Below are 23,881 nucleotides of genomic sequence, written 5' to 3' on the forward strand. Positions count from 1 at the left end.
TAATGATCACTTTACAACCACCCTACAAAATAAAACAAAAACTCACAGATTGATTCATGTGAGTTTCAGATTTTTTTTTACTTGTCCTACAAACGGATCCTCGGTAAAAATAGATAGGGGCACCAAGAAACAACGTGGGAAGTGAAAGGCGTGCGTGTTCAGACACAAGGAAAACGAGATTGGTATATATTGGTTCTCATGCTTATTACGGTGCCATTGGCAGGGGAGTTGAAATTTTATCCCGTCAATGAGACATTTCGAATTAGCTTTGGAGCTCCTACCTTTTTCTTCTTTTTATTACTGTTTCAACGAATTCCATCTGTTTTCGCCGGCTTTTTGACGGGGATTACGGTCGTATGCTTCCGGATTGTGATTGACCTTATCGCCGGGAATCATACAGCATGGGAGGCTGCTCTCCAAGCGCATTATTCTAGCTTTTTCTTTTATTTCGCTTATTGTGTTCTGTTTTATGTAACAGGGGTACGCCATATTCACAATAAGACGATATTGGTTGGATTAATGGGAATGGTCATCGAGGTATTGGCGGACCTCATTGAGTTTCTCTCGCAACATGTCCTGCTGAATAACGTCTTCACATGGGGAGCGGTGCAAGAAATGCTCGTGATTGCGCTGTCCCACAGCTTTATCGTGATTAGTTTTCTCAACATGATGAAGCTGTACGAAGCACAGTCGCGAGAGCAACAGACAAGAAAACAGAACGAACACATCCTGATGCTGATTTCCACCTTATATGAGGAATCCATTCATCTGAAAAAAACGCTGCAAAATGCAGAGAGTATTAGTATGAAGTCTTTCGAGTTATACCAAGGCTTGCAGGAGCTTCATAAGGAACAGGTGACCACGAATGTAGAAAGCTTTTCCAAGAAAGCATTGGTTGTCGCAGGCGAGGTTCACGAGATTAAAAAGGATAATCAACGCATTTTTGCAGGGCTGCACAAGCTGATATCGGATGAAAGCATCACGGATTACATGGACATTCATCAGCTCGTGGACATTATCAGACGAAGCAATATGAAGTATGCAACTTTGTTGGAGAAGGACATACAAATCACAGCTTCCATTACGGGAACACATCCGCTCTACCATGTATTTATGATGCTTTCCCTGATCAATAATCTGGTGGCAAATGCAGTGGAAGCCATCCAGCAAACAGGAGCCATTTCCATTGAAATTGATCGGATAGGCGATCTTGTGGAAATCAAAATCAACGATGACGGACCGGGAGTACTTCCACGGAGAAAGGGCTTGCTGTTCAAGCCAGGCTTTACGACGAAATACGATCGAACCGGCAACCCCTCTACAGGGATCGGACTGTCTTATGTACAACAATTGGTGGAGCAATGGCAAGGGGAAATCTCCCTACAGGATGGAGTGGATGGGAAGGGGACAACTTTTCTCATGCGATTACCAATTGATCCGATAACGAAGAAAGAGTGAGAAGATGCTGTTTTATTTAGTAGATGACGACGATGCTGTTCGCCTCATGCTGACGGAAATTATAGAAGACGAGAATCTGGGCGAAGTCGTGGGGGAAGCATCTGACGGCTCGATGGTAGACGGCCATACTTTAACCGCACGCAACGTAGATATTTTGCTGATCGATCTGTTCATGCCCGACCGGGATGGGATCGAAACGATTCGCCAAGTGAAGCCGACATTCACTGGAAAAATCGTTATGATCTCTCAGGCAGAAACGAAAGATTTGATTGCCCAAGCTTACGCCCTTGGAAGTGAATACTACATTATCAAGCCTGTAAACAAAATCGAAGTGGTAACGATTCTCCAAAAAGTGATCGAGAAAATTCGCCTCGAGCGTTCGATACGGGACATTCACAAATCGCTGAATGCCGTCATGCAAGTGGACCAGCCGCCTTCCGGACAAAATCGTCCGTCACAGGGCAAACCACTTCGCGAGGCGGGTCAATTTCTCTTAACTGAGTTGGGCATCGCGGGAGACAATGGTAGCAATGATTTGCTAGATATTTTGGACTTCTTGCATGGATACGAACAGACACATACGTTTAAAAATGGATTTCCTGCCCTAAAAGAAATCTTTGTGGCGGTAGCACAGGACAGGCTCGGAGTCGCGGTGGACGATCAACAAGTCGCCAAGGTTGTCAAAGCTTCTGAGCAGAGAGTCCGCCGAGCGATTTATCAGTCGCTGAATCATTTGGCGTCTCTTGGGCTTGCGGACCTCTCGAATTGGAAGTTCGAGAATTACGCTTCGCAGTTTTTTGATTTTACGTATGTGTGGAAGAAGATGGCGGAGTTAAAGAGCAATGCCGCATCGCCAGGCTCAGATATTCGGATCAATATGAAAAAGTTTATTCAAGTGCTGTATGCAGAGGCGAAGCGCATTCAGTCGGAGGCGTAGTTGTTCTGTGTTGACTTGTAGAGAGAAGTCCTGATCATGATGATTAGGACTTTTTCTTTTTGTAGGGGAATGCATTTGTTTTTTTATTGACTAAACGTTCATTCAATAATAAACTGGGATCATATACCAAATCTACATGTCACGGAGGGATCACCGATGGATTTGTACTATGAGGTTTCAGGGGAAGGAAAACCAGTCGTTCTATTGCACAGTGGCGGTGCTGATTTACGAGATTGGACATTTGTCGCGCCGATTTTGGCGAAGCATTATCAGGTCATCGCTTTCGACGGACGCGGATGCGGGAAATCTCCGTCTCCAACAGAGACAGCGAACTACGTCGATGACTTGCTTTCGGTCATGGACCACTTCCAGCTGGATGAAGCCACGCTCGTAGGACATTCGATAGGCGGACGAATTGCAACCGAGTTTGCCTTGGCATATCCGCAGAGAGTGAGCAAGCTCGTGTTGATCGCTCCGGATTTGTCAGGCTATACGTTCAGCAAGCCTTTTACAGAATGGATGCAGACAATTCAAGCGGCAGCCCCGGATGCTGACCGCATGTTGGAGCTTTCTCTGTCCTCCTGCTCGTACCGCGTCGTGATGGCAAGTCCCCAGAAGGACCTCATGGTAGAGATGACGAAACATAATATTGCGAAAATGTTCGATTGGGCCACCTGGGAGTCCATATGGCCGCAGCCACCTGCGATTGAGCGTCTGGGAGATTTGGCTGATAAGACATTGTTTCTCCTTGGCAAGGAAGATGCGCCTGATCTACACCGTATCGCCGAACATTTTCAACAAGTTTTGCCGGAGCATAGGGTTATCGAGATTACGGGTGCCGATCATAAGCCAACGTTGACGCATCCAGAAGAAATCGCTCGCGCTATCACTGAATTTTTGGAGGATTGACTGAGCCGTGCCCCGTACCCCAGCTGAAAATGAGCGCATTCGCCAAGCTGCAAAAGATAAGATCCATGCAGCCGCGATGACGCTCTTCATAAAAAAAGGCTACCACGCGACCTCAATCGACGATGTAGCCAAACAGGCCCAGATATCGAAGGGGCTGCTTTACAATTATTACAAAGGAAAAGAAGAACTTCTCGCCGCGATGGTCCAGGTACGGATCGAGGAGATAAAAGAAGTGATGGAGACTGCGACTCAGCTTGCAACGCCGCACGAACAGCTGCGCCATATTATCGACGGTGCTCTTGATAACGTCTACCAGCGACCGGATGTCTATCGTTTTTACTTGAATTTGCAGACGCAGCCCGAAGATGATCGTGTACTTGCTTCTTACAGAGAGCAATTAAATGAGGAGTCACGCAGGCAGTTTGAAGTCCAGTGCCAGATTTTCAAACAGTTAGGCGTAAAGCAGCCCAGATTGAGATCGCTCTATTTTTCATCGGCGCTCCAAGGCGCAATGCTGATGATGACGACTTATTCGGAAGGGTTTCCGGTTGAAGAGATGAAGGAGCAGCTGATACGGGAGTATTGTAGCCCTCCGACAGAATGATAGAGTTACGTTCAATAATGAAGAGGCTATCCCATTCGTAAATGATACTGGTGGGGGTAGCCTCCGCTATTTTCATATATCTAAATATTTAAAATTGACAGATAATAATAAAACCAATATATTGGTTTTATGGACACGAATCTAATCAAACAAATCGAACGCCCCACATTACGCGAACAAGTATACCAAGGCTTGAAGAAAGCGATCATCATGCTGGAGCTAAAGCCAGGACAACGAGTCAACGACAACGAACTGGCGGCTTTATTTGGCGTGAGTCGAACACCTGTGAGAGAAGCGCTCAAACGGTTGGAGGACGAAGGGCTTATTGAATCCGTTCCGGGCTCTCTCACACGGGTAACACCCTTATTGGAAAAGGAGGCGAAGCACGCTTTTCCTGTTGTTGCGGCCTTGCACGGGTTGGCAGCACGACTGGCGATGCCATTTGAATTAGAGGTCATCCGTAGTCTGGAGCAGTGGAATGAAAAGCTCGGGGTCGCACTCGAACAGCAAGATGTGATCAAAGCGATTGAAGCAGATGACGGCTTTCACGACGTGATCCTCGAGGCTGCGGGGAATCGTGAAATCTACCTGGCACTTGAGCGAGTTGTACCGAAAATTCGGCGTTTGGAATTTGCTCGGTTCGGTTCCTTGGAAGGGGTGGAATCAGTAGAACAGCACCGCAGAATCATCGAAGCGATTCGGGACAACAACAGTCAGCTTGCCTCTTCTTTGATGGAAGAAAACTGGATCAACCTCGGCAGATTGCTTACGGACCATTCCAAAGATGAATAGGGGGTAATGGCATGAGTACGGTTGAAATGAAGGGGGAAGTACATGATTCGCGTGTTTTGCAATGGGCACGATCCATTATCGAAGAGAGTCCGTCCCACCGTCTGATTCAGCAAGAGATCGTGAATGCTGTCAACCGCAATGCGATATGGCGAGGCGAGGAATGTTTGAATTTGCTCGCACCAGAAGCACCTACCACGCCTATCGTACGTCAATTGCTTGCTTCTGAGGTTGGGACTCGCGCTGCGGAAGGACATATCGGGAGCACACAGAGATGGTTCGCTGGCACGAAATATATCGATGAGATCGAAGCGCTATGTGTGGAGCTGTTGAAAAAAGTATTCCACGCCAATTTTGCTGACCATCGATTGGTAGCGAGCATGATCGGAAACATGACGGTCTACGCGGCATTAACGCAACCGGGCGATACGATTATGACGATCGCGCAACCGTTTGGAGGGCATTCCAGCAATCGGGTGGACGGGCCTGCTGGCATTCGCGGTTTGCAAATTGTCGATGTGCCCATGGACCCCGTTGAGCTTACTGTTGATCTGGATGAATTCGCGAAAGTCGCACGACAAGTTAGACCAAAGCTCGTTACCCTGGGCGCGTCGATGACATTATTTCCATTCCCGCTGAAGGAAATGGCAGAGATCGTGAAAGAATGGGGCGGTCGCATTTATTTTGATGGCGCACATCAACTGGGTTTGATCGGTGGCGGTCAATTTCAGGACCCGTTGCGAGAAGGGGCTTGTGTGATGACTGGCTCTGCTGGGAAAACGTTTAGTGGCCCACAAAGCGGCATCATCGTCTGGAATGACCCGGAACTTTCGGTACCGATTACAGATGCCATTTTCCCAGCCCTTGCCGCGACACATCAAGTCAACCGGGTAGCGGCATTGGCAGCGGCGGCGGCAGAGTTTTTGGCGTTTGGCAAGGAATACATGGCGCAAATTGTGACGAATGCACAAGCACTGGGGAAAGCATTCGATGAACGGGGAATTCGGGTGCTTTGCGCGCACAAAGGATATACACGTACCCACCAAGTCATTCTGGACGTAAAAGAGTTTGGCGGTGGGTACGAGGTAGGCAAGAGATTGGCAGAAGCGAACATCATTACGAACAAAAATTTGATTCCAGGCGACGGACCAGAGGATTGGGACTTTCCAAGCGGCTTGCGTATCGGGACGACAGAAGTCACTCGGTTTGGCATGAAGGAAAAAGAGATGGACACGATTGCCGACCTGATTGTAAGCATGTTGTCAGGCAGGGAAAAGCCCGAGGCTGTCCAGGCGAAGGTGATCGAGTTGCGCAGATCGTTTAGCAAGATGCAGTACTGCTTCCCAGAATAGAGAAGGTAGGATAAACACCGTATGCCAAAGTTCAGAGCTTGGCGTACGGTGCTTTTTCGAGTGCGAAGTGGACACTCATTCTTGACAATCTCATTTCATTTCGTAAATAATCGATTGATACCATCAAAGAATGGGAGTCTAAACGGATGAGTACAGACCATACAAACTCGGATGTTACCATTGATCAGACAACGAAAGAGCTGGCTCTCGTATTTGGTCAGTTAAAGCGGATCGGACATGTTTTCAGTCCTTCGAAAGACCTCCGTCAGAGCGAACTGAATTTGCTTGTTCACTTGACCTACGTAAGTCCACCAGGCTCGAACGGCATCAGAGTTTCCGAGCTAGGCAAGCAGTTGAAAATAACGTCAGCAGCTGTGACGCATGTCATTCAATCACTCGAACAGCTTGGGCTTATTACCCGCACTGTGGGACCTAAGGATCGACGCTCCATACTCGTAGCCCCTACGAAAGAGGGCTTTGATTTTGTGGCAGCGAGAGAGCAAGAGCTGTTTACTCGTTTTCAGCAGCTACATGAGCATCTTGGTACGGATGATGCACAGGCACTCATACGGATACTAACGAAATCAATCAGATTCCTGCATACCTATCAGGATAGTGTTGAATCACAACCATAGTTCGATGATGGACTATGGTTTTTTATTGTTTTGATAAGAGCCTTGCTCCAACTCTTTGCGGAGCGAGTTTGGAGAGGGACTCCATTGCAGCTGTTGCTCCGCGCGTAATCCAGATATCCTCTGGTTGATGCTCGCCCCCCAAGCGGCGGGTCCTAATTCTTTGGACGCGTCCTCATAGCTCCAGGATCCGACTTTTTCTATCCCTGCTATTTTGGCAATCGAAGTCATGAGCTCTTTCGTCGTGATCATTTCCTTGGAAGTTGCATTGAATAATGAGCCTGGCTCTGCGCGTAAAAAAGCGCATTCGTAAAGCCTTGCCAAATCATCAACATCGATAGTAGACCATGCCGTTTGCCCGTCATCGATATAATTGGCTGACTGAGAGAGTTTCGCCCTTTGAATCGTTGCTTGGACGAGTCCACCGCCACGACCGTACACAAGTGTAGGACGTATGACGATCGTTCGAATATTGCACTTGGCAGCTCCTAACACTTCCTGCTCCTGATTCGCTTTCCATTGCAGAAATGGCAAGGGGTTGAGAGGGGAGTTCTCATCCACGACATTGTCGTACGTATCGTTATAGATCAGCGTTCCACTCGTATAAATGAATGGTTTCCCTGTGCCTTCCAAACCATCGAGCATTGCCGTAACCGCTGCTACATCGAGTTTTTCCATATCAGGTGTGTGCGAGATCGCCGTATGGATGACCCCATCGAATTTTTTAACACTTTCTGTTAACAGGGTGGTATCCGCAAGATCGCCAACAATAGGGGTGAACCCTTGTGCGAGCAACAGCTCCGCTTTTTCTTCCGATCGCACAAGTCCAGTAACCTGATACCCTTGGGACTGAAAATGCTCGGCGACTACGGACCCGACATAACCTGTTATTCCTGTAAGGAAAACATTCATGACAAAACCCTCCTTTGCGCACAATTAATTTAGTAACTAAATTATATGATAAATTATTTAACGAGACCCTCGTCATGTCAATAAGATTTATAATTAACCGAATATTGACAAAACAATAATTGAGTGTTATTTTCACATTAGGAAAACGTTTACCCGTTACATAGAAAGTGAGTGAAGAACCATTACTGTAACCATTAAAGACATCGCACAACTCGCCAACGTTTCCATCGCGACTGTTTCGCGCGTGCTAAACAATTCCAAGCCAGTCCGTCCAGAGCTGCGGGAAAGAGTTTTGAAAATCGTGCAAGAGACGGGCTTTCAGCCGAATGCGATTGCCAGGAGCTTGGTCAGCAAGGAAACCCGCATCATCGGGGTAATGATTCCCGATATCTCCAACAATTTTTACTCCAATCTCATTTACGGAATTGATAGCGTCATTAGTGAGTACGACTACAGCATGTTTTTGGCGATATCCGATGAAGTGGTGGACAAAGAGCTGAAGTACTTGCGACTTTTCAAAGAAAAACAAATCGATGGTGTCATTATCGCGAGTATTCACTTCCTGGAGGGCAATATCCAGACATTGCAAGAGATTCAGGTTCCTCTTGTGGTTACCGGACACGATTTGCCCGGCTATCAGATTCCGACTGTCAATGTCAACAATGTGCAAGCCTCCTATGATGCTACCGCCTATCTCATCTCGCAAGGCCATACCAAGATTGCTTGTATATCTGGTCCATTGTGGGACCCGCCGTGCGGTCTGGATCGCATGGGCGGTTACCGAAAAGCCATGCGGGCACATGACTTGCCCATCCATGACGGATTCGTTGTGGAAGGGGAATTCACAGCCAAGAGCGGTTACGAAGCCATGCGTCGTATTTGTGAGGAAAAAATCCGTCCGACAGCCGTTTTTGTCGCAACAGACCTGATGGCGGTTGGCGTCCTCAATTACTTGTACGACCATGGCATTCGTGTACCAGAAGACATCTCCGTCATGGGCTTCGACAATTTGGAGCTCGCCTCCCTTTCCCGCCCCATGCTCACAACCGTGCACAATGACCCGTTCATGTACGGAAAAGCCGCAGCAGAGCAGCTACTCAGACAAATCCGCAATGAGCCAGTAGAGAGAATGAGCACCGTGCCACACCATCTCGTGGTTCGCCAAACTGTAAGCGCTCTACTTAAGTGAGGCAACAAGACTGACCATATAGAAGAAGCATACGAGTTTACGCATTCAAAAGGGGTGAAGAGATATGAAGCTTGGCGTATTTACCGTTCTTTTTAGCGAGAAGTCGTTCGAGGAAATGCTGGATCATGTGCAGGCAGCAGGTTTAGAGGCGGTGGAAATCGGCACAGGCTGCTATCCGGGCAATGCGCACTGCAATCTGGATGAGCTCTTGGAAAGTCCGGAAAAAAGACGAGCGTACAAAAAGGCAGTAGAGGATCGGGGCTTGATAATCAGCGCGCTTAGTTGTCACGGCAACCCGTTGACACCAGAGAAAAGCTTTGCCCAGCAATCCCACGATACGTTTGTGAAAACGGTACAGCTAGCCGAGCTGCTGGAGGTGCCAGTGGTCAATTGCTTTTCTGGAACGGCAGGCGACCACGAAGGAGCGAAGTACCCGAGCTGGCCCGTTGCTCCTTGGCCCAATGAGTATCGCGACGTGCTCCATTGGCAATGGAACGAGAAGCTCATCCCGTACTGGCGCGAATGGACTGCTTATGCGACTGAGCATCATGTCAAGGTTGCGCTGGAATTGCATGGCGGCTTTCTCGTCCACACGCCAGGGACATTGCTAAAGCTACGGGAACAGGTAGGCGAAGGGATTGGGGCAAACTTCGATCCAAGTCACATGTGGTGGCAAGGGATTGATCCGGTAGCTGCGATCAAAATCTTGGGCAAAGAAAAAGCCATCTATCATTTCCATGCCAAAGACACGTATATGGATCAGGAAAAAGTGAACATGTACGGGCTGACGGATATGAATTCCTACGCCAATCTACATGAACGTGCGTGGTATTTCCGAACCGTAGGCTATGGGCATTCGCAGCAGACGTGGGCGGATATGATGAGTGCACTGCGCATGAATGGTTACGATTACGTGGTGAGCATCGAGCACGAGGATGCCATCATGTCGATTGAGGAAGGATTCCAGCGCGCTGTTCAAAACCTACAGCAAGTCATTTTGCGAGAACCAGTCCAAAATTTATGGTGGGTGTAGGAGGGGAGAAAATGACGAATCGACGCAAATGGAAAATCGGAATCATCGGTGCAGGGGGAATTACAGAAGCACACTTGGAGGCGATCAAGGAAGAACCGCGAGCAGAGGTTGTTGCCATTGCCGATATTTCCGCAGAAATGGCTTCCTATCGTGCGAAACGGTATGACATTCCACAGGTTTTCACGGACTACGAGACGATGCTACAAGAGTCTGATGCAGATGCGATCATTGTTTGTGTCCCGAATTACTTGCATGCAGAAGCAACCAAACGTGCGCTTGCAGCAGGCAAACACTTGCTGTGCGAAAAACCGATGGCGATGAATGCCCAGGAAGCAGAAGAAATGATCGAAGCCGCGAAAAAAGCAGACAAAATCCTCATGGTCGCACAAAACAACCGATTCCGAAGCGATTCCCTGCAAGTCAAAACATGGCTGAAGGAAGGAAAGCTGGGGAACATTTATCACGCCAAAACCGGTTGGGTCAGACGAAATGGAATTCCCGGATGGGGAAGCTGGTTTACGCAAAAAGAATCGGCAGGCGGCGGTCCGTTGATTGATATCGGCGTGCATATGCTCGATTTGACCCTATGGCTCTTGGATCATCCAAAGCCTGTATCCGTCCTAGGGCAAACGTACGCGCAATTCGGGCCTCACAAACGCGGCTTGTCAGAGTGGGGAACAATCAACGATAACGGGAAGTTTGACGTGGAAGATATGGCAGTGGCGATGATCACCTTTGAGAACGGATTGTCGCTTACGCTCGATGCAAGCTGGGCTTCTCACATCGAAGAGGAAAACGTTTTCCTTCAACTATATGGACAAGAGGGCGGGGCATCCCTTCGTTTATTGGAGAACCAGTTCACGCTTTTTCACGAGTGGAACGGCGTAACTGCCTCGACAGAATTAACACCAAAGCCTCAAAAAGAACGCGTACTCTTATTCCGTAATTTCATCGACGCCATCGAAGGGAAGGCAGAGGTGCTCTGCACACCGGAACAGGCCTTGTATATCAACAGATTGATCGAAGCCATCTACACATCCGCACAAAAAGGGGAAGCAGTCCGTTTCTAACAAGAGCATAGGGGGTTACTTAGATGAAAGTTGCAAAAAGACTTACATCCGTTGGGCTTACCTTATTAATGGCCTTCTCATTGGCAGCATGTTCTTCCACACCTCAGCAAGCTTCTTCAGATACAACACCATCACAGCCTTCAACACCATCCGCACCCAAAACAGAGCCATCACAGCCCACAGCCGAAAAAATCAAGCTTGTCTACGCACGCGGAAAAGACGCGACGGATTCCACCAAAAAGCTCGTAGAAGCTTTCCAAAAAGCCCATCAAAATATCGAAGTAGAAATCCGTGAGATGCCTGCTGATTCCGGGCAGAGTCATGATCAATACGTCACCATGTTCAGCGCGCAATCGTCTGAAATCGACGTGTTTGACCTGGACGTCATCTGGCCGGCTGAATTCGCCCAAGCAGGTTATCTTCTGCCGCTCGACCGCCTAATGGAGCAAGATGAAATCGAGACCGGAAAATATATCAAAGGGGCCATGGATGCCGGGAACTTTGGCGGCCAGCAATGGACCATGCCTAAGTTTATCGACGCGGGACTCTTGTTCTACCGCAAAGATCTCGTATCCGAAGCACCAAAGACGTGGGATGACCTTATTGCCCAAGCAAAAGCAACGAAGGGCAAGGGCGGCACGAAGTTCGGCTATTTGATGCAAGCCAAGCAATATGAAGGATTGGTTTGCAACTTTGTCGAGTTCAGTGCATCGTACGGTGGAAAAATTTTGGATGAGCAAGGAAAAGTGGCAGTCAACAATCCGGCTACGATCAAAGGATTGAAAAAAATGATCGAAGTCGTCAAATCTGATTTCGTCCCAACCAATATCACCACATTTATGGAACCAGAATCCCATACGGCCTTCCTTGAGGGGCAGGCAGCGTTTATCCGCAACTGGCCGTATCAGTTCGCGTTGGCGCAGGATCAGGCCCAGTCCAAAATCGTCGATCAAGTCGCGATCGCTCCACTGCCAGCAGGCGATGCAGGCTCCGCAGCAGCACTCGGCGGTTGGATGGGAGGAATCAACAAGTTCTCGAAGCATCCGAAAGAAGCATGGGAATTCCTCAAATTCATGACAGGTCCAGAGGGTCAGAAAATATCCGCGATAGAGGGTGGGCTCGCACCAACCTACCTGCCAGCCTACGAGGAAGCCGATGTTCAAAAAGCCAGTCCGTTGTTCGCCAACAAAGATTTCGTCGATGGCGTAAGCGCTGCTGTATCTCGTCCAACGACTCCGATTTATCCGAAAATTTCGGAAGTTATCCAGATCGAGGTGTCCAAAGCGCTCGCAGGGCAGCAAACAGCCGAGCAGGCGGTGCAAAACATGGAAACGCAAATGAACGATCTGATGAAAAAATAAGTAGCACCACGTGGGGCTTCCAAGGGAGTCAAACCGGCTTCCTTGGAGGTTGTACAACAATCTGGCAAGCACAAGCAAGCTTCTAGCGGGAAGGAAGGTGGTGAACGGATGAATCGATCAACGAAAAGGACTCTCTCAGAAAAACAGATGGGGTATTTACTGATTTTTCCTGCACTGCTCATTATACTTGTTATCGCGATTTGGCCTGTCATGCGATCCTTTTGGATCAGTCTGCACGACATCCGGTTGAACGACCCGACGAAATCAGAGATTCACTTTTCATACGGATTAGATATGGAGCGCTATGTCAGCACGTTACCCAATCTGCTCCGGTATGTAAAGAGGGAGGCGGACTCCGCAGAAGGGTCATCAAAGGAAAAATTGAACGCGCTTCAAGCGCAAATCGAGCAATTGAACACTTCCCTCAACCAAACAGGCGAGATCGCGAGCCGATACCAAATGATCGACCAGCTATTGCTGGATTTTAAACCAGTCCCGACCGAGCTCAAATATGTGAGCCTCTCGAACGAACAAACAGAGTCTATCAAAACCAACTTGGCAAAAGCCAGAGAAGTCCTTTTGCAAATGAGTGAACAAAAGCAGCTTTCGAAGCCAGAGGGTGCTCTTGGCGTGATCCAAGGCATTGAAGCTTCGATTATCGAGCCCAACTTTGTTGGCCTTGCCTACTACAAGAAGTTTTTAATGGACGTTCGGATGTGGGGAGCTCTGTACAATACGGCGTTTTTCACCGTTATTTCCGTTGCAATTGAACTGGTGCTCGGCATATTGATCGCGCTTTTGATCAATCGACCTTTTCGTGGAAGGAGTCTTGTACGGGCAACCGTGTTAATTCCGTGGGCGATTCCGACTGTCATCTCCGCGATGATATGGAAATTTTTGTACGACGGGCAAAATGGCATCGTCGCCTACCTTTTTGAGCAGGCAGGGTTGATCTCAGATATGGGGATGCTTCTTACGACCAAGGCTGGAGCCATGTTCTCCGTCATTTTGGCGGATGTGTGGAAGACGACCCCATTCATGGCCTTACTCATTTTCGCTGGCCTGCAAACGATCCCGCAAAGCTTGTATGAAGCAGCCTCTGTCGACGGTGCCACCCGCGCCCAGCAATTTTTTCGAATTACGCTTCCAATGCTGAAATCAACCATTCTGGTGGCGCTATTGTTCCGCACACTAGATGCGTTCCGCGTATTTGACCTGATTTACACGCTGACAGGTGGGGCACCCGGGAACTCAACTGAGACCATTTCCATTTACGCGTACAAAACGATGTTTGCTCAAATGAGCTTTGGGGAAGGCTCGGCGCTCGCCGTCATTGTGTTTTTGTGTGTGGCGTTGATCTCCATCGGCTATGTGAAAATATTGGGAGCTGATCTGCTGAATGATGGCAGTGGCAAATAAGGAGGTGATTGGATGCGTAAACATACGGGTCCCTTGTTTTACGTGGGTCTACTGCTCTTCGTTTTTCTTGTGATGTTCCCGTTTTTATGGATTCTCCTCGCAGCATTGAAGCCACCAGCGGAGCTGTTTGGAGAGAGTGCCTTTCATTTTATCATCCAAAATCCTTCGTTTGACAACTTTGTCCGCGTCTTCACGGAAAGACCGTTTGCCCGTTACTTGTGGAATTCAACTGTCGTGGCGACGTTAACCACACTCTACTCCATAACGATCGCTTCCTTTGCTGCATATGCAATTGCCTGGCTGTCCTTTCGGGGGAAAACGGTTATTTTGGGTGTCGTACTGGCTGTGTCCATGTTTCCGCAGATCGCTACCATTTCTCCTATTTTTATGTTCATGCAATCGATGGGCTTAACGAACAGCTACATTGGCCTGATCATTCCTTATACAACCTTCGCGCTGCCGCTCGCTATCTGGAATCTGACCATCTTTTTCCGAAAAATACCGAGTGATTTGGGCGAAGCAGCCAAAGTAGACGGTGCGAGCATTTGGCAAACGATGACGAAAGTGTTTTTCCCACTCGCCATGCCTGGGGTTTTTACGACCGCCATCCTCGTTTTTATTGCAGCGTGGAATGAATTTTTGTTCGCCTTGACATTGAATACGCAGGAAGCGATGAAGACTGTGCCTGTGGGAATCGTGATGTTTCAAGGAATGTTTACAATCCCGTGGGGAGAAATATCTGCTGCCTCCATCATTGTGACGATCCCGCTAGTAGTGATGGTGCTGATTTTCCAGAGGCGGATTATCTCAGGATTGACTTCCGGGGCAGTAAAAGAATAAAAGGGAGTCATTCGATCATTTGTCTCGCAAATGTGATTGTGATACGGTGGAGTCAGCATTCAGAAAGAGAGTTGACGGACGCATGAATAATCTTACAAAATTTCAGATTAACAGACCTGCACAAGAAGTGTTCGAAGCATTCGTGGACCCTGAGAAAATCGGCAACTTCTGGTTCTCTTCCAGCTCGGCAAGGTGGGAAGAAGGGAAGAGCATTACGTTATTCTACGATATTTACAACGCAGAAGTAGGGATTACCGTTCACGAAATCGAAGTGAACAAACGAATCGTTTTCCAGTGGGCGGGAGAAGAAAATACCGTATCGATTACGTTAAACGAGTTAGATAAAGCCACGACGATCATTGAAGTGAACGAAGAAGGTTTTCAAGAAAATGATCCTGCGCTCCTGCAAAAAATGATCGACAATAAAGAAGGCTGGGTATACGTCTTAAGCTGTTTGAAGGAGTATTTGGAGCACGGGATCAACACATTAAGAGAAGGGCTTGTGAGATAGTCCCCGGTTGTTTGAGAGACCATACTCTGAAAGAACGAAAAAGCCCGAACCAACGTGTATCGGGCTTTTCCTTTTGCCTTATTTAATGCCGAGGCTACGTTTTTTACGCACGAGCGTGGAGATGTTCACTTGCAGCTTATCCGCACACTGCTGCATGGTGTCTGTCTCCTTCAAGAGGCGTTGGATATACGCTCGTTCAAATCGTTCGATCGCTTCTTTTAGCGGCAACAGCTCATCCATTTTGGCGAGTTGGAGCGGCAGGGCTGTCTGTTGTGTATTGCGAATCGACGCCGGTAACTGATCAAAGGTAATTCGCCCATTTTCACACATGTGAAAAGAACGTTCCACCACATTTTTCAGCTCGCGTATATTCCCTGGCCAATCATAATCCATCAGCGCCTCCAACGCATCTGTTTCGATGCGCATTTCTTGCTGGTACTTCCATTCGAGCTTTTTCAAATAGTAGAAAATAAGAGCCGGAATATCCTCGCGGCGTTCACGCAAGGGTGGTATGGTGAGGGTTAGTACGTTTAGCCGGTAGAACAAATCCTGCCGAAAACGCTTTTGTTCGACCATCGCTTCCAAATCGCTGTTGGTAGCAGCGATGATACGCATGTTAACCTGACGTGATGTTTTCCCACCGAGTCTGCGAATCCGCCCATCCTGCAATACATTTAAGAGCTTTACCTGTAAAGGAAATGGGAGGTCTCCAATCTCATCGAGAAAAATGGTTCCCCGATCCGCCAGCTCGAACAATCCTTCCTTTGACTGACTTGCCCCCGTAAAGGCGCCTTTCTCATAGCCAAATAATTCTGACTCGAGCAAATGCTCGGGAATGGCCCCACAGTTAATCTTGATAAATTCGCCAGTTCGCCCGCTTTGAGCGTGAATGTAGTTCGCCATGACATCTTTACCGACACCAGACTCGCCTAGTAAAAGGATAGGAGAGTCGTTCGTCGCGAAGCGCTTGGAAAGTGAAGCAATTCGATGCATGAGCCCACTGCGATAAATAATCTGCTCGTCAAAGTCACCATCGGTTTGGATATGTTCGAGAGCCCTTTGATACGCCGAACTGATTTGACGTGTTTCCGCAAGCTCCTTCTGAAGCTGATTCAGCTCAGTGACGTCGCGCACATTTCCCACTACAAACAATAATTCCTTGTTTGAATCGAGCAGCGGGGTAGCTGTATTGATCGCTTGCCGACCGTTTGCATAATCGATGACAACACTATGGGTTTGTTTCGTCAAAATCGTACGTACAGCAGAAGAGTCAGGAACCAGATGCATTTCTTTTTGCTCCATGAAGCTGAAATTATTCAAAATGTCGGCGGGAACTCCCGTGATGTTCAAGTACGCCTCATTGTAAAGCAGGACGTAGCCGTTACGGTCACAGATCGCCAATCCGTCGTGGGACGTACTGAAGATGGTCGTCAGTAATTTTGCGAGTTCATGATTGTCACTGGCCTGAAAATACTTGGTTTGATACATTGAAGTCCTCCTCAGTAGGCTTGTAAACGGAATAATCAGAAATAATCATCGGTGCGCAAGTTTGCATATGTAAAAATGATCATTTTCGAATCGTGTTGTTGTGAAATCGCTTTCAAATGTTTGGCATGCTACTTGCTCTTCTATAGGGACGAAAGCAGAGGCAAGACGAATCAATATCACATGATCGAAAGACACCGTGGTGTTTTTCATCGAAAAAGCGAGGGATGTTTCCATGTCTTCATTATATCAGGTATTGAGTCCAGCGGGTGAGCTGGTAAGCGATCTTAAGGGGCTATTAGACGAAGCGACGATGATCAAGATGTATGAAAATATGGTGCTGGTTCGGCAGTTTGACCGCAAGTCGATTAACCTGCAACGACAAGGAAGAATGGGGACGTATGCTCCCTTTGAAGGGCAGGAAGCTTCGCAAGTAGGCAGCGCGATGGCATTAACACCTGGAGATTGGCTTTTCCCAACCTACCGAGACCATGCGGCAGCGATTGTCCATGGACAATCCATGGCAAGAGTGTTCCTCTATTGGATGGGCCACATGGAAGGGAGTATCAGCCCGAAACATTTGCACATCATGCCGCCATGTGTACCGATTGCGACTCAAATGGTTCATGCAGTAGGGACTGCTTGGGCGAGCAAGCTGCAAAACGAACAGCATGTTAGCATTGCCTACTTTGGTGACGGAGCAAGCTCAGAGGGAGATTTCCATGAGGCATTGAATTTTGCAGGCGTATTTCAGACGCCGACCATTTTCTTCTGCCAAAACAACGGCTTCGCGATCAGCGTTCCGTTTTCACAGCAGTCTGCATCGAAAACGATTGCACAGCGTTCGGCCGCTTATGATATCCCAGGGGTTCGGATAGACGGCAATGATATCTTCGCTGTTTGGCTGACCATGAAAGAAGCTATGCAACGTGCGTTTGAAGGGAGGGGACCGACGTTGATCGAAGCGGTGACATTCCGCTATGGCGCACACACAACCGCAGATGATCCGAAGAAATACCGGGATCAAGAGAATATGTCCGAGGAATGGCGTCAAGACCGCGACCCACTCCAACGTCTGCGAGTGTATCTGGAGAATCAAGGGTTGTGGAATGAGACGAGGGAAGATGAGCTGATGGCACGCGTGAATGAACAAATCGATGCAGCTCTTGTGGAAGCAGAGAGCTATCCGAAGTCCAAACCGGAAGACATGTTCAAGCACGTCTACGCTGAACCATCGTGGATGGCAACGGAACAGGAGAACGAGCTCGTCAAGCCATCGAAGCAGGAGGGAATCCCAGCATGAAACGCAAACTGACGATGATTCAAGCGATCACGGAGGCCATGGATCAAAAATTGGCAGATGATTCACGCATCATGCTGCTCGGCGAGGATATTGGCGTGAATGGTGGTGTGTTCCGGGCGACGGAAGATTTGGTTCACAAATACGGTCCGGATCGTGTAGTGGACACGCCGCTAGCGGAGGCGGGAATCATCGGGGCAGCGATCGGTCTTGCCATGAACGGGAAAATTCCTGTGGTCGAGATTCAATTCCTTGCCTTTATTTACCCAGGCTTTGAGCAAATTGTTTCTCATGCTGCACGCATGCGCTATCGTACTCGCGGACAGTACCATGTCCCGATGGTCATACGCACGCCGTACGGGGCAGGGATTCGCGGTCCGGAGTTGCATTCGGAGAGTGTCGAAACGTTTTTTGCTCATGTACCGGGCTTAAAGGTTGTGGCACCAAGCACACCTTATGATGCAAAAGGCTTGCTGATTGCAGCAATGGAAGATCCTGATCCGGTTATTTTTTTGGAGCCGACCAAGCTCTATCGCGCATTTAAACAGGAGGTTCCGGAAGAAATGTACCGCGTGCCCATCGGAAAAGCGAAGGTCGTCCAGGAAGGCTCGGATGTATCTATTTTTGCTTGGGGAGCGATGCTTCGTGTCGCAGAGGATGCGGCGAAACAGATCGAGCGCGAAAACGGCTTGAGCTGCGAAGTCATTGATCTGCGCACGCTTTATCCGTTGGATCGGGATGCCATCATAGCCTCGGTCAAAAAGACTGGACGCGCAGTTGTCGTACATGAAGCCCATAAAACTGCTGGGTTGGGTGCAGAGATCATTTCCATCATCAATGATGAAGCTTTGATATACATGAAGGCTCCCGTGAAACGGATTACCGGATTTGACGTGCCCGTCCCACAATTTAGCATCGAGGATGACTATTTGCCAACGGCTGAACGCGTGAAGGACGGAATTATGGAAACGGCTACGTTTTAAGAGAAGGAGCGAGTCATATGGTTGAGTTCAAGCTTCCTGATGTGGGAGAAGGTATGCATGAAGGAGAAATCGTAAAAGTACTGGTTCGCACTGGCGAATCCGTTCAACAGGATCAGCCACTACTGGAGGTGCAAACAGACAAGGTGAATGCCGAGTTGTCTGCGCCAGTGACTGGCATCATTCGTGACATTTTCATAGCAGAAGGGGAAACAGTAGAGGTCGGCACAACCCTTCTCGTGATCGATGCAGGTACGGAAGTGGAAGTAAAGACGGAGACAAAGCATCCAGAAAAGGTCGTAAACCCAGATAAGACAGTCAATTTTACTCCAGCTCGTGCTGATCACCGCCGATCATTGGCCACGCCGTACGTTCGGCAGTTGGCGCGGGAAATGAAGCTGGATATCGAGTTGGTCACAGGTACAGGAGCAGCGGGACGTGTGACGGAAGAGGATTTGCGCCAATTCGCCAATCGATTGCAAAAATCAGCACCAGCAAAGTTTCCGACGACAGCTCCTGGCAATGAGCGTCTGTTGGAGGCAAGTACAGTACCGGTTGAGACGGAACCGGTTGTTCAGCCGAAAACAGGAACCGCTACTCGTGCAGTCACCTCGTCGCAGGGAGGTATCGAACGGCTACCGTTAAAAGGCATCCGAAAAAAGATAGCCGAGCATATGGTGAAATCAGTGACAATCATCCCGCATGTGACTTCTGTCGATGAGCTGGAGATGGATCAGTTGCGTACTTTGCGCGAAAAGCTAAAGCCACATGCGGAAAAACGGAATATTAAGCTGACCTTCCTCCCGTTCTTTATCAAAGCGCTGGTCATTGCACTGAAGGAGTTCTCGACGCTAAACGCATCGATTGACGAACGTACAAATGAAATTTTGCTCAAGCGCTTTTACCATATCGGCATTGCAACCGATACGCCTGAGGGCTTGATTGTACCAGTCATCAAGGATGCAGACCACAAATCGATTTTTCAACTCGCGGAAGAAATCGATCAACTGGCACGCTTGGCTCGCGATGGCAAATTGACTATGGAACACATAACAGGTGGCACCTTCACGATCAGCAATGTAGGATCAATCGGGGGACTGCAAGCAACGCCAATCATTAATCACCCGGAAGTAGCGATTATCAGTTTGCACAAAATGGAGAAGCGCTGGGTCGTGCGTGAGGATGAAGGCGTTATTCGCTGGATGATGAACCTGTCACTTTCGTTTGATCATCGCCTAATCGATGGTGTGACGGCAGTACGTTTTACCAACCGGATCAAGGAGCTGCTGGAAGATCCGAATCTATTGTTTGCGGAGATGGTATAGATGGTAGTCGGCGAAGTAGCAGTCGAAACAGATGTGGTTGTCATCGGTGGTGGGCCAGGAGGTTATGCAGCCGCTATTCGTCTCGGACAGCTGGGGAAATCGGTTGTTCTTATTGAAAAGGAAGTACTGGGTGGGGTTTGCTTGAATCGCGGATGCATCCCGTCGAAAGCCTTGATTCATACAGCAGGCGAATACCACAAGCTAAATAGCCTGAATAAGCTTGGAATCCAGCTTCCGACAGGGAAAACGACGTTCCATATGCCGAGCTGGCAGACGTGGAAGACTTCTGTCGTTGCTCAATTGAACAAAGGGGTCGATTATCTCTGTCAGTCCAACGGGGTTACAGTCGTGAAGGGGATTGCGACATTTCTCTCGAGTGATCGGATTGGCGTAGAGACGGGTGGCGATTTTGAAACGTACAAATGTAAACAAGCGATCATTGCGACAGGATCCCGTCCGTTCATTCCATCGTTTTTGAAAACAGATGGAGAATATATTCTGGATTCTACTGATATGCTGGCATTGGATGACGTACCGGAAACACTGTCTATAATCGGCGGAGGCTATATTGGTATGGAGCTCGGGATGGCGTTCGCCAAGCTTGGATCGCAGGTGACCATCATTGAAGCAAGTGAGCGCATTTTGCCGCAAACAGCTGCCCATCTTTCTCAGGAAGTGCTCAAGCAGGCAAAACAGCTCGGGATGACGGTAAAGATCGCGACAAAAGTAGAGAAGGCTAAGGTAGCGAACGGAAGAGTCACACTCGTATGCACTTCGGAAAAGAACGGTTCCGAAAGTATCACTGCACATAAAACACTCGTCACTATAGGGCGAGTGCCGAACACCGGTGAACTCGGACTTGCGCAGGCGGGAGTAGAAATGGACGAGCGCGGCTATATTCCCGTGACATCGACTGGCAGTACGAACAAGGCGCATATTTATGCCATCGGCGATGTAACACCTGGCCCTGCGTTAGCCCATCGTGCGGCGAAGCAAGGGATTGTGGCAGCCGAGGTGATCGCAGGGCTGCCTAGCAGCGTAGATTCCCCTTTTATACCTTATGTGATTTTTACTGAGCCACAAATAGCTGGTGTGGGGATGACACGCGATGAGGCAGAGCTTCAAGGGTACAAGGTCAAGGCAGCGACGTTCCCTTATCGGGCGAATGGCAGAGCACTCGCCATAGATGAAGGAGAAGGTTTTGCTGAGGTGATAGTGGATCAAGAAAGTCATTTATTGTTGGGAATGCACATTGTAGGTGCTGATGCATCGAACCTGATCGGGGAAGGTATACTGGCACTTGAGCTTGCTGCGCGTGTAGAAGATGTGGCGTTAACCATGCATCCGCATCCCACTTTAAGCGAGGTATGGCTGGAGGCTGCCGAAGCGGTGTTAGGCCATGCTATTCATATCGTAAACAAATCAAAAGTAGCGGTGAATAAATAGAATGATCGTGAAACCTTAAAGATATGTGACGGGTCTTCATGACAATGATCTGCCTCGGAGCCTATCAAGATTGGCATTTGCATGAATGTGCTACGCTTGAATTAATCTCGTGCAAAGGATGTGTGGTCATTATGAAATTGAATCACGTCAATCTTACCGTTACGGATGTTCCAGCTGCTGCGGGTTTCTTGGAGAAATATTTTGGCCTAAAAAAGTTAGATACGTCGGAGGATGCTCGTGGCGATAATTTTAGGGTTCTATTTGACGATAATGGCCTGGTGTTTACCTTGATGAAGGGTGCCGAAGTCCAATATCCCAAGACATTTCATATCGGCTTCATCCAAGAGAGCGAAGAGAAAGTAAATGAAATCAATCAACGCTTAAAAGAAGATGGTTACAAAGTTGCACCGCCAGTAAGATCGCATGGTTGGACGTTTTATGTGAAAGCTCCTGGAGGATTTACCGTTGAGGTACTTGCGTAACGCGTATACACATAGTCGAAAGCCTTCTTTTTCTCATAGGAAAAGGGGCTTTCTTTTTTCTTGTTTAAACAGCCGGTAAATCAGAAGGGTGGGCGATAAAGTTGCAACGCCCACCGTTGGCTTCGATAGAAAGAGATATTTTATACTTTAGGCTCCCTTTCTTCCCATAATGGAATCCCAGGTGATAAGCACGGTTCAACAACTGCTCGATATGCGCTGGATTTTGCGCCAAGGTGTCGTAAAGGAACTCAACTCTCGAATCGTCGATTCCGACGTAACTGGAGATTCCGACATTGAGGTGGTGCGCCATCATTTGGTCGTAATTTCTTTTTTGAAAATGATCTTCAGGAGCAGCTGCGAGACCGATCCACAATGCATGTTTATGAGGCAGTTTACGTGAGCCATAGGCAAACCCGTTGTTCCAGACGCGATCAATATATCCTTTCAACATGGCGGGCATGCTGAACCACCAGATCGGAAAAATAAAGGCTAACGCGTCGTGTTTTCTCATGCGCTCCATTTCAATCTCGACCTCTTCGGAATATTTTTTATCTCCATTGTTCCAATCTGGCTCATCTTCCTCCCATAAAACAGGGTGAAAACCACTGCGATGCAAATCCAAAACTTCAACCTCATGTCCTGCATCTTTTAGGCCTTGAACGAAACGTTCTGCAACGGCAAAGGTCAAGGAATTGGTTCGTGGATGAGTAACAACTGTCAGTACTTTCATTTTTAAACACCCTCTATCTTTGTAGTCATTTGTATGTCAGATGGGCGTCCATCTTCTAAGGTGCTGTTATATCCGAATCATGCACCATATAATGGAAAGTGAAAAGTACGCACTTTTTTGTGCTATTGATACCAAAAAGTAACACAGGAACAAAAAGGTTCCTGTAAAAATCGTAAGTAATAGGGGAGGATAGCCAATCGATGAGACCAAAGCTCAAACATACATACCAAATTCCTTCTGAAGCAACACTAGATGTTTTAGGTGGCAAATGGAAAACCTTGATTTTATGTCAGTTATACTACGGCCCCAAACGAACGAGCGAATTGAAGAAACAAATGCCGGACATTAGCCAAAAAATCCTGACTCAGCAGCTCCGCGAGTTAGAAGAGGATGGAATTGTCATCAGGACCGTGTACAGCCAAGTACCGCCAAGGGTCGAGTATGAATTGAGTGAATTGGGAGATTCGCTCAAACCAATCATGGATCTCATGTGTGAATGGGGCGAACGTTACCTTCGGGGGGAAATACCGGGCAAATAGTCGTAAATATAGATCGGTCGAAGGAGGAACAATTACGTGCATTCACCCTTGTTTCCATTTGCAGACCCTGCAAAAAGCAACAGGAATGAGCACATACGATTTTGCCAAAAAGCATCGCTTTCAGCCTTTGGATATCGAAGATTCGTACAGCGGAATAGAACGAAAACCAGTTCAGGACACGAGCAGGTCCTTCGAACTGGTTTTCCTATTTACAGAAACATTTTACATGGATGGTTCGTCTGTATGGACAAGAGTTTTACTGGCACGGAATTGCAGGCGATACAGAATCCAAACTCCCATGATGAGAATGGCTAGCAGGAGGAAGATGTTGCTGTACACAGCTGCTGCCGGATTTGCCAGCGGATTGAGCTTCATCGTTGCCGTGATCACTTTTTGGCGCTGCAAACTGATATTGCCGAGAGTGTACTCGAGAGTTTGCCAAGTGAGCAGCGGAAGCAATTCTACGCTTTGCTTTTACAGTTGATTGAAAACAAGGATTTGTCAATCCCGTCCAAGGATGCATTCAAATAAAGCATCAAGCAGGATATAAGTGGATAAGGAAGGTCTTGTGTACCCAT

24 protein-coding genes are annotated in these 23,881 nt (G+C 48.1%); 20 read left to right on the forward strand and 4 right to left on the reverse strand.

Going from position 1 to position 23,881, the window contains the following annotated elements; genetic code table 11:
* Nucleotides 1-198: 198 nt before the first annotated feature.
* From ACUUHJ_RS14880 to ACUUHJ_RS14910, 7 genes are all read left to right on the forward strand, one after another.
* Nucleotides 199-1,458, forward strand: a complete 1,260-nt coding sequence (locus ACUUHJ_RS14880; RefSeq protein WP_472301192.1) for an ATP-binding protein — start codon at nucleotides 199-201, stop codon at nucleotides 1,456-1,458.
* A 4-nt stretch (nucleotides 1,459-1,462) separates the two neighbouring features.
* Complete coding sequence (locus tag ACUUHJ_RS14885; RefSeq protein WP_289677889.1) at nucleotides 1,463-2,395, forward strand: response regulator; 933 nt, start codon at nucleotides 1,463-1,465, stop codon at nucleotides 2,393-2,395.
* Nucleotides 2,396-2,551: 156 nt separating this feature from the next.
* A complete protein-coding gene (locus ACUUHJ_RS14890) occupies nucleotides 2,552-3,304 on the forward strand; it encodes an alpha/beta fold hydrolase (protein ID WP_472299203.1) in 753 nt (250 codons plus the stop codon).
* Nucleotides 3,305-3,311: 7 nt separating this feature from the next.
* Complete coding sequence (locus ACUUHJ_RS14895; RefSeq protein ID WP_289677891.1) at nucleotides 3,312-3,908, forward strand: TetR/AcrR family transcriptional regulator; 597 nt, start codon at nucleotides 3,312-3,314, stop codon at nucleotides 3,906-3,908.
* Between the two features lie 129 nt (nucleotides 3,909-4,037).
* Nucleotides 4,038-4,700 carry a GntR family transcriptional regulator gene (locus tag ACUUHJ_RS14900; RefSeq protein WP_289677892.1) on the forward strand — a complete coding sequence of 221 codons (663 nt, stop codon included), beginning with the start codon at nucleotides 4,038-4,040 and terminating at the stop codon, nucleotides 4,698-4,700.
* Nucleotides 4,701-4,711: 11 nt separating this feature from the next.
* A complete protein-coding gene (locus ACUUHJ_RS14905) occupies nucleotides 4,712-6,049 on the forward strand; it encodes a serine hydroxymethyltransferase (protein WP_472299204.1) in 1,338 nt (445 codons plus the stop codon).
* A gap of 146 nt (nucleotides 6,050-6,195) precedes the next feature.
* Nucleotides 6,196-6,684, forward strand: coding sequence for a MarR family winged helix-turn-helix transcriptional regulator (locus tag ACUUHJ_RS14910; protein ID WP_289677894.1), 489 nt, complete (start codon nucleotides 6,196-6,198; stop codon nucleotides 6,682-6,684).
* A 12-nt stretch (nucleotides 6,685-6,696) separates the two neighbouring features.
* On the opposite strand, the gene ACUUHJ_RS14915 is transcribed toward ACUUHJ_RS14910, so the two are convergent.
* Nucleotides 6,697-7,593: an NAD-dependent epimerase/dehydratase family protein gene (locus ACUUHJ_RS14915; protein WP_289677895.1), complete on the reverse strand. Its 897-nt coding sequence runs from the start codon at nucleotides 7,591-7,593 to the stop codon at nucleotides 6,697-6,699.
* A 202-nt stretch (nucleotides 7,594-7,795) separates the two neighbouring features.
* Between ACUUHJ_RS14915 and ACUUHJ_RS14920 the strand changes: the two genes are divergently transcribed.
* The 7 genes from ACUUHJ_RS14920 (at nucleotide 7,796) to ACUUHJ_RS14950 (ending at nucleotide 15,016) form a co-directional block, all read left to right on the forward strand.
* A complete protein-coding gene (locus tag ACUUHJ_RS14920; protein WP_472301194.1) occupies nucleotides 7,796-8,782 on the forward strand; it encodes a substrate-binding domain-containing protein in 987 nt (328 codons plus the stop codon).
* A 64-nt stretch (nucleotides 8,783-8,846) separates the two neighbouring features.
* The gene (locus tag ACUUHJ_RS14925; RefSeq protein WP_173625835.1) at nucleotides 8,847-9,815 is read left to right on the forward strand and encodes a sugar phosphate isomerase/epimerase family protein; all 969 of its coding nucleotides are present in this window, start codon (nucleotides 8,847-8,849) and stop codon (nucleotides 9,813-9,815) included.
* Nucleotides 9,816-9,826: 11 nt separating this feature from the next.
* Nucleotides 9,827-10,885 carry a Gfo/Idh/MocA family protein gene (locus tag ACUUHJ_RS14930; RefSeq protein WP_472299205.1) on the forward strand — a complete coding sequence of 353 codons (1,059 nt, stop codon included), beginning with the start codon at nucleotides 9,827-9,829 and terminating at the stop codon, nucleotides 10,883-10,885.
* 23 nt (nucleotides 10,886-10,908) lie between these two features.
* Nucleotides 10,909-12,246: an ABC transporter substrate-binding protein gene (locus ACUUHJ_RS14935; protein WP_472299206.1), complete on the forward strand. Its 1,338-nt coding sequence runs from the start codon at nucleotides 10,909-10,911 to the stop codon at nucleotides 12,244-12,246.
* 108 nt (nucleotides 12,247-12,354) lie between these two features.
* Nucleotides 12,355-13,665, forward strand: a complete 1,311-nt coding sequence (locus ACUUHJ_RS14940; RefSeq protein WP_289677898.1) for a carbohydrate ABC transporter permease — start codon at nucleotides 12,355-12,357, stop codon at nucleotides 13,663-13,665.
* Nucleotides 13,666-13,677: 12 nt separating this feature from the next.
* Nucleotides 13,678-14,505, forward strand: coding sequence for a carbohydrate ABC transporter permease (locus tag ACUUHJ_RS14945; protein ID WP_289677899.1), 828 nt, complete (start codon nucleotides 13,678-13,680; stop codon nucleotides 14,503-14,505).
* 19 nt (nucleotides 14,506-14,524) lie between these two features.
* Nucleotides 14,525-15,016: an SRPBCC family protein gene (locus ACUUHJ_RS14950; protein WP_472299207.1), complete on the forward strand. Its 492-nt coding sequence runs from the start codon at nucleotides 14,525-14,527 to the stop codon at nucleotides 15,014-15,016.
* Nucleotides 15,017-15,094: 78 nt separating this feature from the next.
* Here the strand turns inward: ACUUHJ_RS14950 and ACUUHJ_RS14955 are convergent, their stop codons facing one another.
* Complete coding sequence (locus ACUUHJ_RS14955; protein ID WP_289677901.1) at nucleotides 15,095-16,504, reverse strand: sigma-54 interaction domain-containing protein; 1,410 nt, start codon at nucleotides 16,502-16,504, stop codon at nucleotides 15,095-15,097.
* Nucleotides 16,505-16,736: 232 nt separating this feature from the next.
* On the opposite strand from ACUUHJ_RS14955, the gene pdhA reads away from it, so the two are divergent.
* The 5 genes from pdhA (at nucleotide 16,737) to ACUUHJ_RS14980 (ending at nucleotide 22,034) form a co-directional block, all read left to right on the forward strand.
* A complete protein-coding gene (gene pdhA, locus ACUUHJ_RS14960) occupies nucleotides 16,737-17,804 on the forward strand; it encodes a pyruvate dehydrogenase (acetyl-transferring) E1 component subunit alpha (RefSeq protein WP_472299208.1) in 1,068 nt (355 codons plus the stop codon).
* Nucleotides 17,801-18,784 carry an alpha-ketoacid dehydrogenase subunit beta gene (locus tag ACUUHJ_RS14965; RefSeq protein ID WP_472299209.1) on the forward strand — a complete coding sequence of 328 codons (984 nt, stop codon included), beginning with the start codon at nucleotides 17,801-17,803 and terminating at the stop codon, nucleotides 18,782-18,784. Before pdhA ends, ACUUHJ_RS14965 begins: the two co-directional genes overlap by 4 nt.
* A 17-nt stretch (nucleotides 18,785-18,801) precedes the next feature.
* The gene (locus ACUUHJ_RS14970; RefSeq protein WP_472299210.1) at nucleotides 18,802-20,106 is read left to right on the forward strand and encodes a dihydrolipoamide acetyltransferase family protein; all 1,305 of its coding nucleotides are present in this window, start codon (nucleotides 18,802-18,804) and stop codon (nucleotides 20,104-20,106) included.
* Entirely contained in the window at nucleotides 20,107-21,552 is a 1,446-nt protein-coding gene (gene lpdA, locus ACUUHJ_RS14975; RefSeq protein WP_472299211.1) for a dihydrolipoyl dehydrogenase, read from the forward strand.
* Nucleotides 21,553-21,683: 131 nt separating this feature from the next.
* The gene (locus tag ACUUHJ_RS14980) at nucleotides 21,684-22,034 is read left to right on the forward strand and encodes a VOC family protein (RefSeq protein ID WP_015891057.1); all 351 of its coding nucleotides are present in this window, start codon (nucleotides 21,684-21,686) and stop codon (nucleotides 22,032-22,034) included.
* Nucleotides 22,035-22,098: 64 nt separating this feature from the next.
* Here the strand turns inward: ACUUHJ_RS14980 and ACUUHJ_RS14985 are convergent, their stop codons facing one another.
* Nucleotides 22,099-22,764, reverse strand: coding sequence for an NAD(P)H oxidoreductase (locus tag ACUUHJ_RS14985; protein ID WP_472299212.1), 666 nt, complete (start codon nucleotides 22,762-22,764; stop codon nucleotides 22,099-22,101).
* Between the two features lie 200 nt (nucleotides 22,765-22,964).
* Here ACUUHJ_RS14985 and ACUUHJ_RS14990 point away from each other — a divergent pair, with 200 nt between their 5' ends.
* Entirely contained in the window at nucleotides 22,965-23,303 is a 339-nt protein-coding gene (locus ACUUHJ_RS14990; protein ID WP_289677906.1) for a winged helix-turn-helix transcriptional regulator, read from the forward strand.
* A 222-nt stretch (nucleotides 23,304-23,525) separates the two neighbouring features.
* Here the strand turns inward: ACUUHJ_RS14990 and ACUUHJ_RS14995 are convergent, their stop codons facing one another.
* Entirely contained in the window at nucleotides 23,526-23,762 is a 237-nt protein-coding gene (locus ACUUHJ_RS14995) for a hypothetical protein (protein ID WP_289677907.1), read from the reverse strand.
* Nucleotides 23,763-23,881: the final 119 nt, after the last annotated feature.

Source organism: Brevibacillus schisleri (assembly GCF_055685845.1).

Bases quoted from the DNA above. Each gene is read 5' to 3' on its own strand.
- lpdA (WP_472299211.1), top strand. From the start codon at position 20,107: ATGGTAGTCGGCGAAGTAGCAGTCGAAACAGATGTGGTTGTCATCGGT.
- ACUUHJ_RS14900 (WP_289677892.1), top strand. From the start codon at position 4,038: ATGGACACGAATCTAATCAAACAAATCGAACGCCCCACATTACGCGAA.
- ACUUHJ_RS14915 (WP_289677895.1), bottom strand. From the start codon at position 7,593: ATGAATGTTTTCCTTACAGGAATAACAGGTTATGTCGGGTCCGTAGTC.
- ACUUHJ_RS14905 (WP_472299204.1), top strand. From the start codon at position 4,712: ATGAGTACGGTTGAAATGAAGGGGGAAGTACATGATTCGCGTGTTTTG.
- ACUUHJ_RS14930 (WP_472299205.1), top strand. From the start codon at position 9,827: ATGACGAATCGACGCAAATGGAAAATCGGAATCATCGGTGCAGGGGGA.
- ACUUHJ_RS14970 (WP_472299210.1), top strand. From the start codon at position 18,802: ATGGTTGAGTTCAAGCTTCCTGATGTGGGAGAAGGTATGCATGAAGGA.
- ACUUHJ_RS14965 (WP_472299209.1), top strand. From the start codon at position 17,801: ATGAAACGCAAACTGACGATGATTCAAGCGATCACGGAGGCCATGGAT.
- ACUUHJ_RS14925 (WP_173625835.1), top strand. From the start codon at position 8,847: ATGAAGCTTGGCGTATTTACCGTTCTTTTTAGCGAGAAGTCGTTCGAG.
- ACUUHJ_RS14980 (WP_015891057.1), top strand. From the start codon at position 21,684: ATGAAATTGAATCACGTCAATCTTACCGTTACGGATGTTCCAGCTGCT.
- ACUUHJ_RS14935 (WP_472299206.1), top strand. From the start codon at position 10,909: ATGAAAGTTGCAAAAAGACTTACATCCGTTGGGCTTACCTTATTAATG.
- ACUUHJ_RS14985 (WP_472299212.1), bottom strand. From the start codon at position 22,764: ATGAAAGTACTGACAGTTGTTACTCATCCACGAACCAATTCCTTGACC.
- ACUUHJ_RS14880 (WP_472301192.1), top strand. From the start codon at position 199: ATGCTTATTACGGTGCCATTGGCAGGGGAGTTGAAATTTTATCCCGTC.
- ACUUHJ_RS14955 (WP_289677901.1), bottom strand. From the start codon at position 16,504: ATGTATCAAACCAAGTATTTTCAGGCCAGTGACAATCATGAACTCGCA.
- ACUUHJ_RS14940 (WP_289677898.1), top strand. From the start codon at position 12,355: ATGAATCGATCAACGAAAAGGACTCTCTCAGAAAAACAGATGGGGTAT.
- ACUUHJ_RS14890 (WP_472299203.1), top strand. From the start codon at position 2,552: ATGGATTTGTACTATGAGGTTTCAGGGGAAGGAAAACCAGTCGTTCTA.
- ACUUHJ_RS14945 (WP_289677899.1), top strand. From the start codon at position 13,678: ATGCGTAAACATACGGGTCCCTTGTTTTACGTGGGTCTACTGCTCTTC.
- pdhA (WP_472299208.1), top strand. From the start codon at position 16,737: ATGTCTTCATTATATCAGGTATTGAGTCCAGCGGGTGAGCTGGTAAGC.
- ACUUHJ_RS14885 (WP_289677889.1), top strand. From the start codon at position 1,463: ATGCTGTTTTATTTAGTAGATGACGACGATGCTGTTCGCCTCATGCTG.
- ACUUHJ_RS14910 (WP_289677894.1), top strand. From the start codon at position 6,196: ATGAGTACAGACCATACAAACTCGGATGTTACCATTGATCAGACAACG.
- ACUUHJ_RS14990 (WP_289677906.1), top strand. From the start codon at position 22,965: ATGAGACCAAAGCTCAAACATACATACCAAATTCCTTCTGAAGCAACA.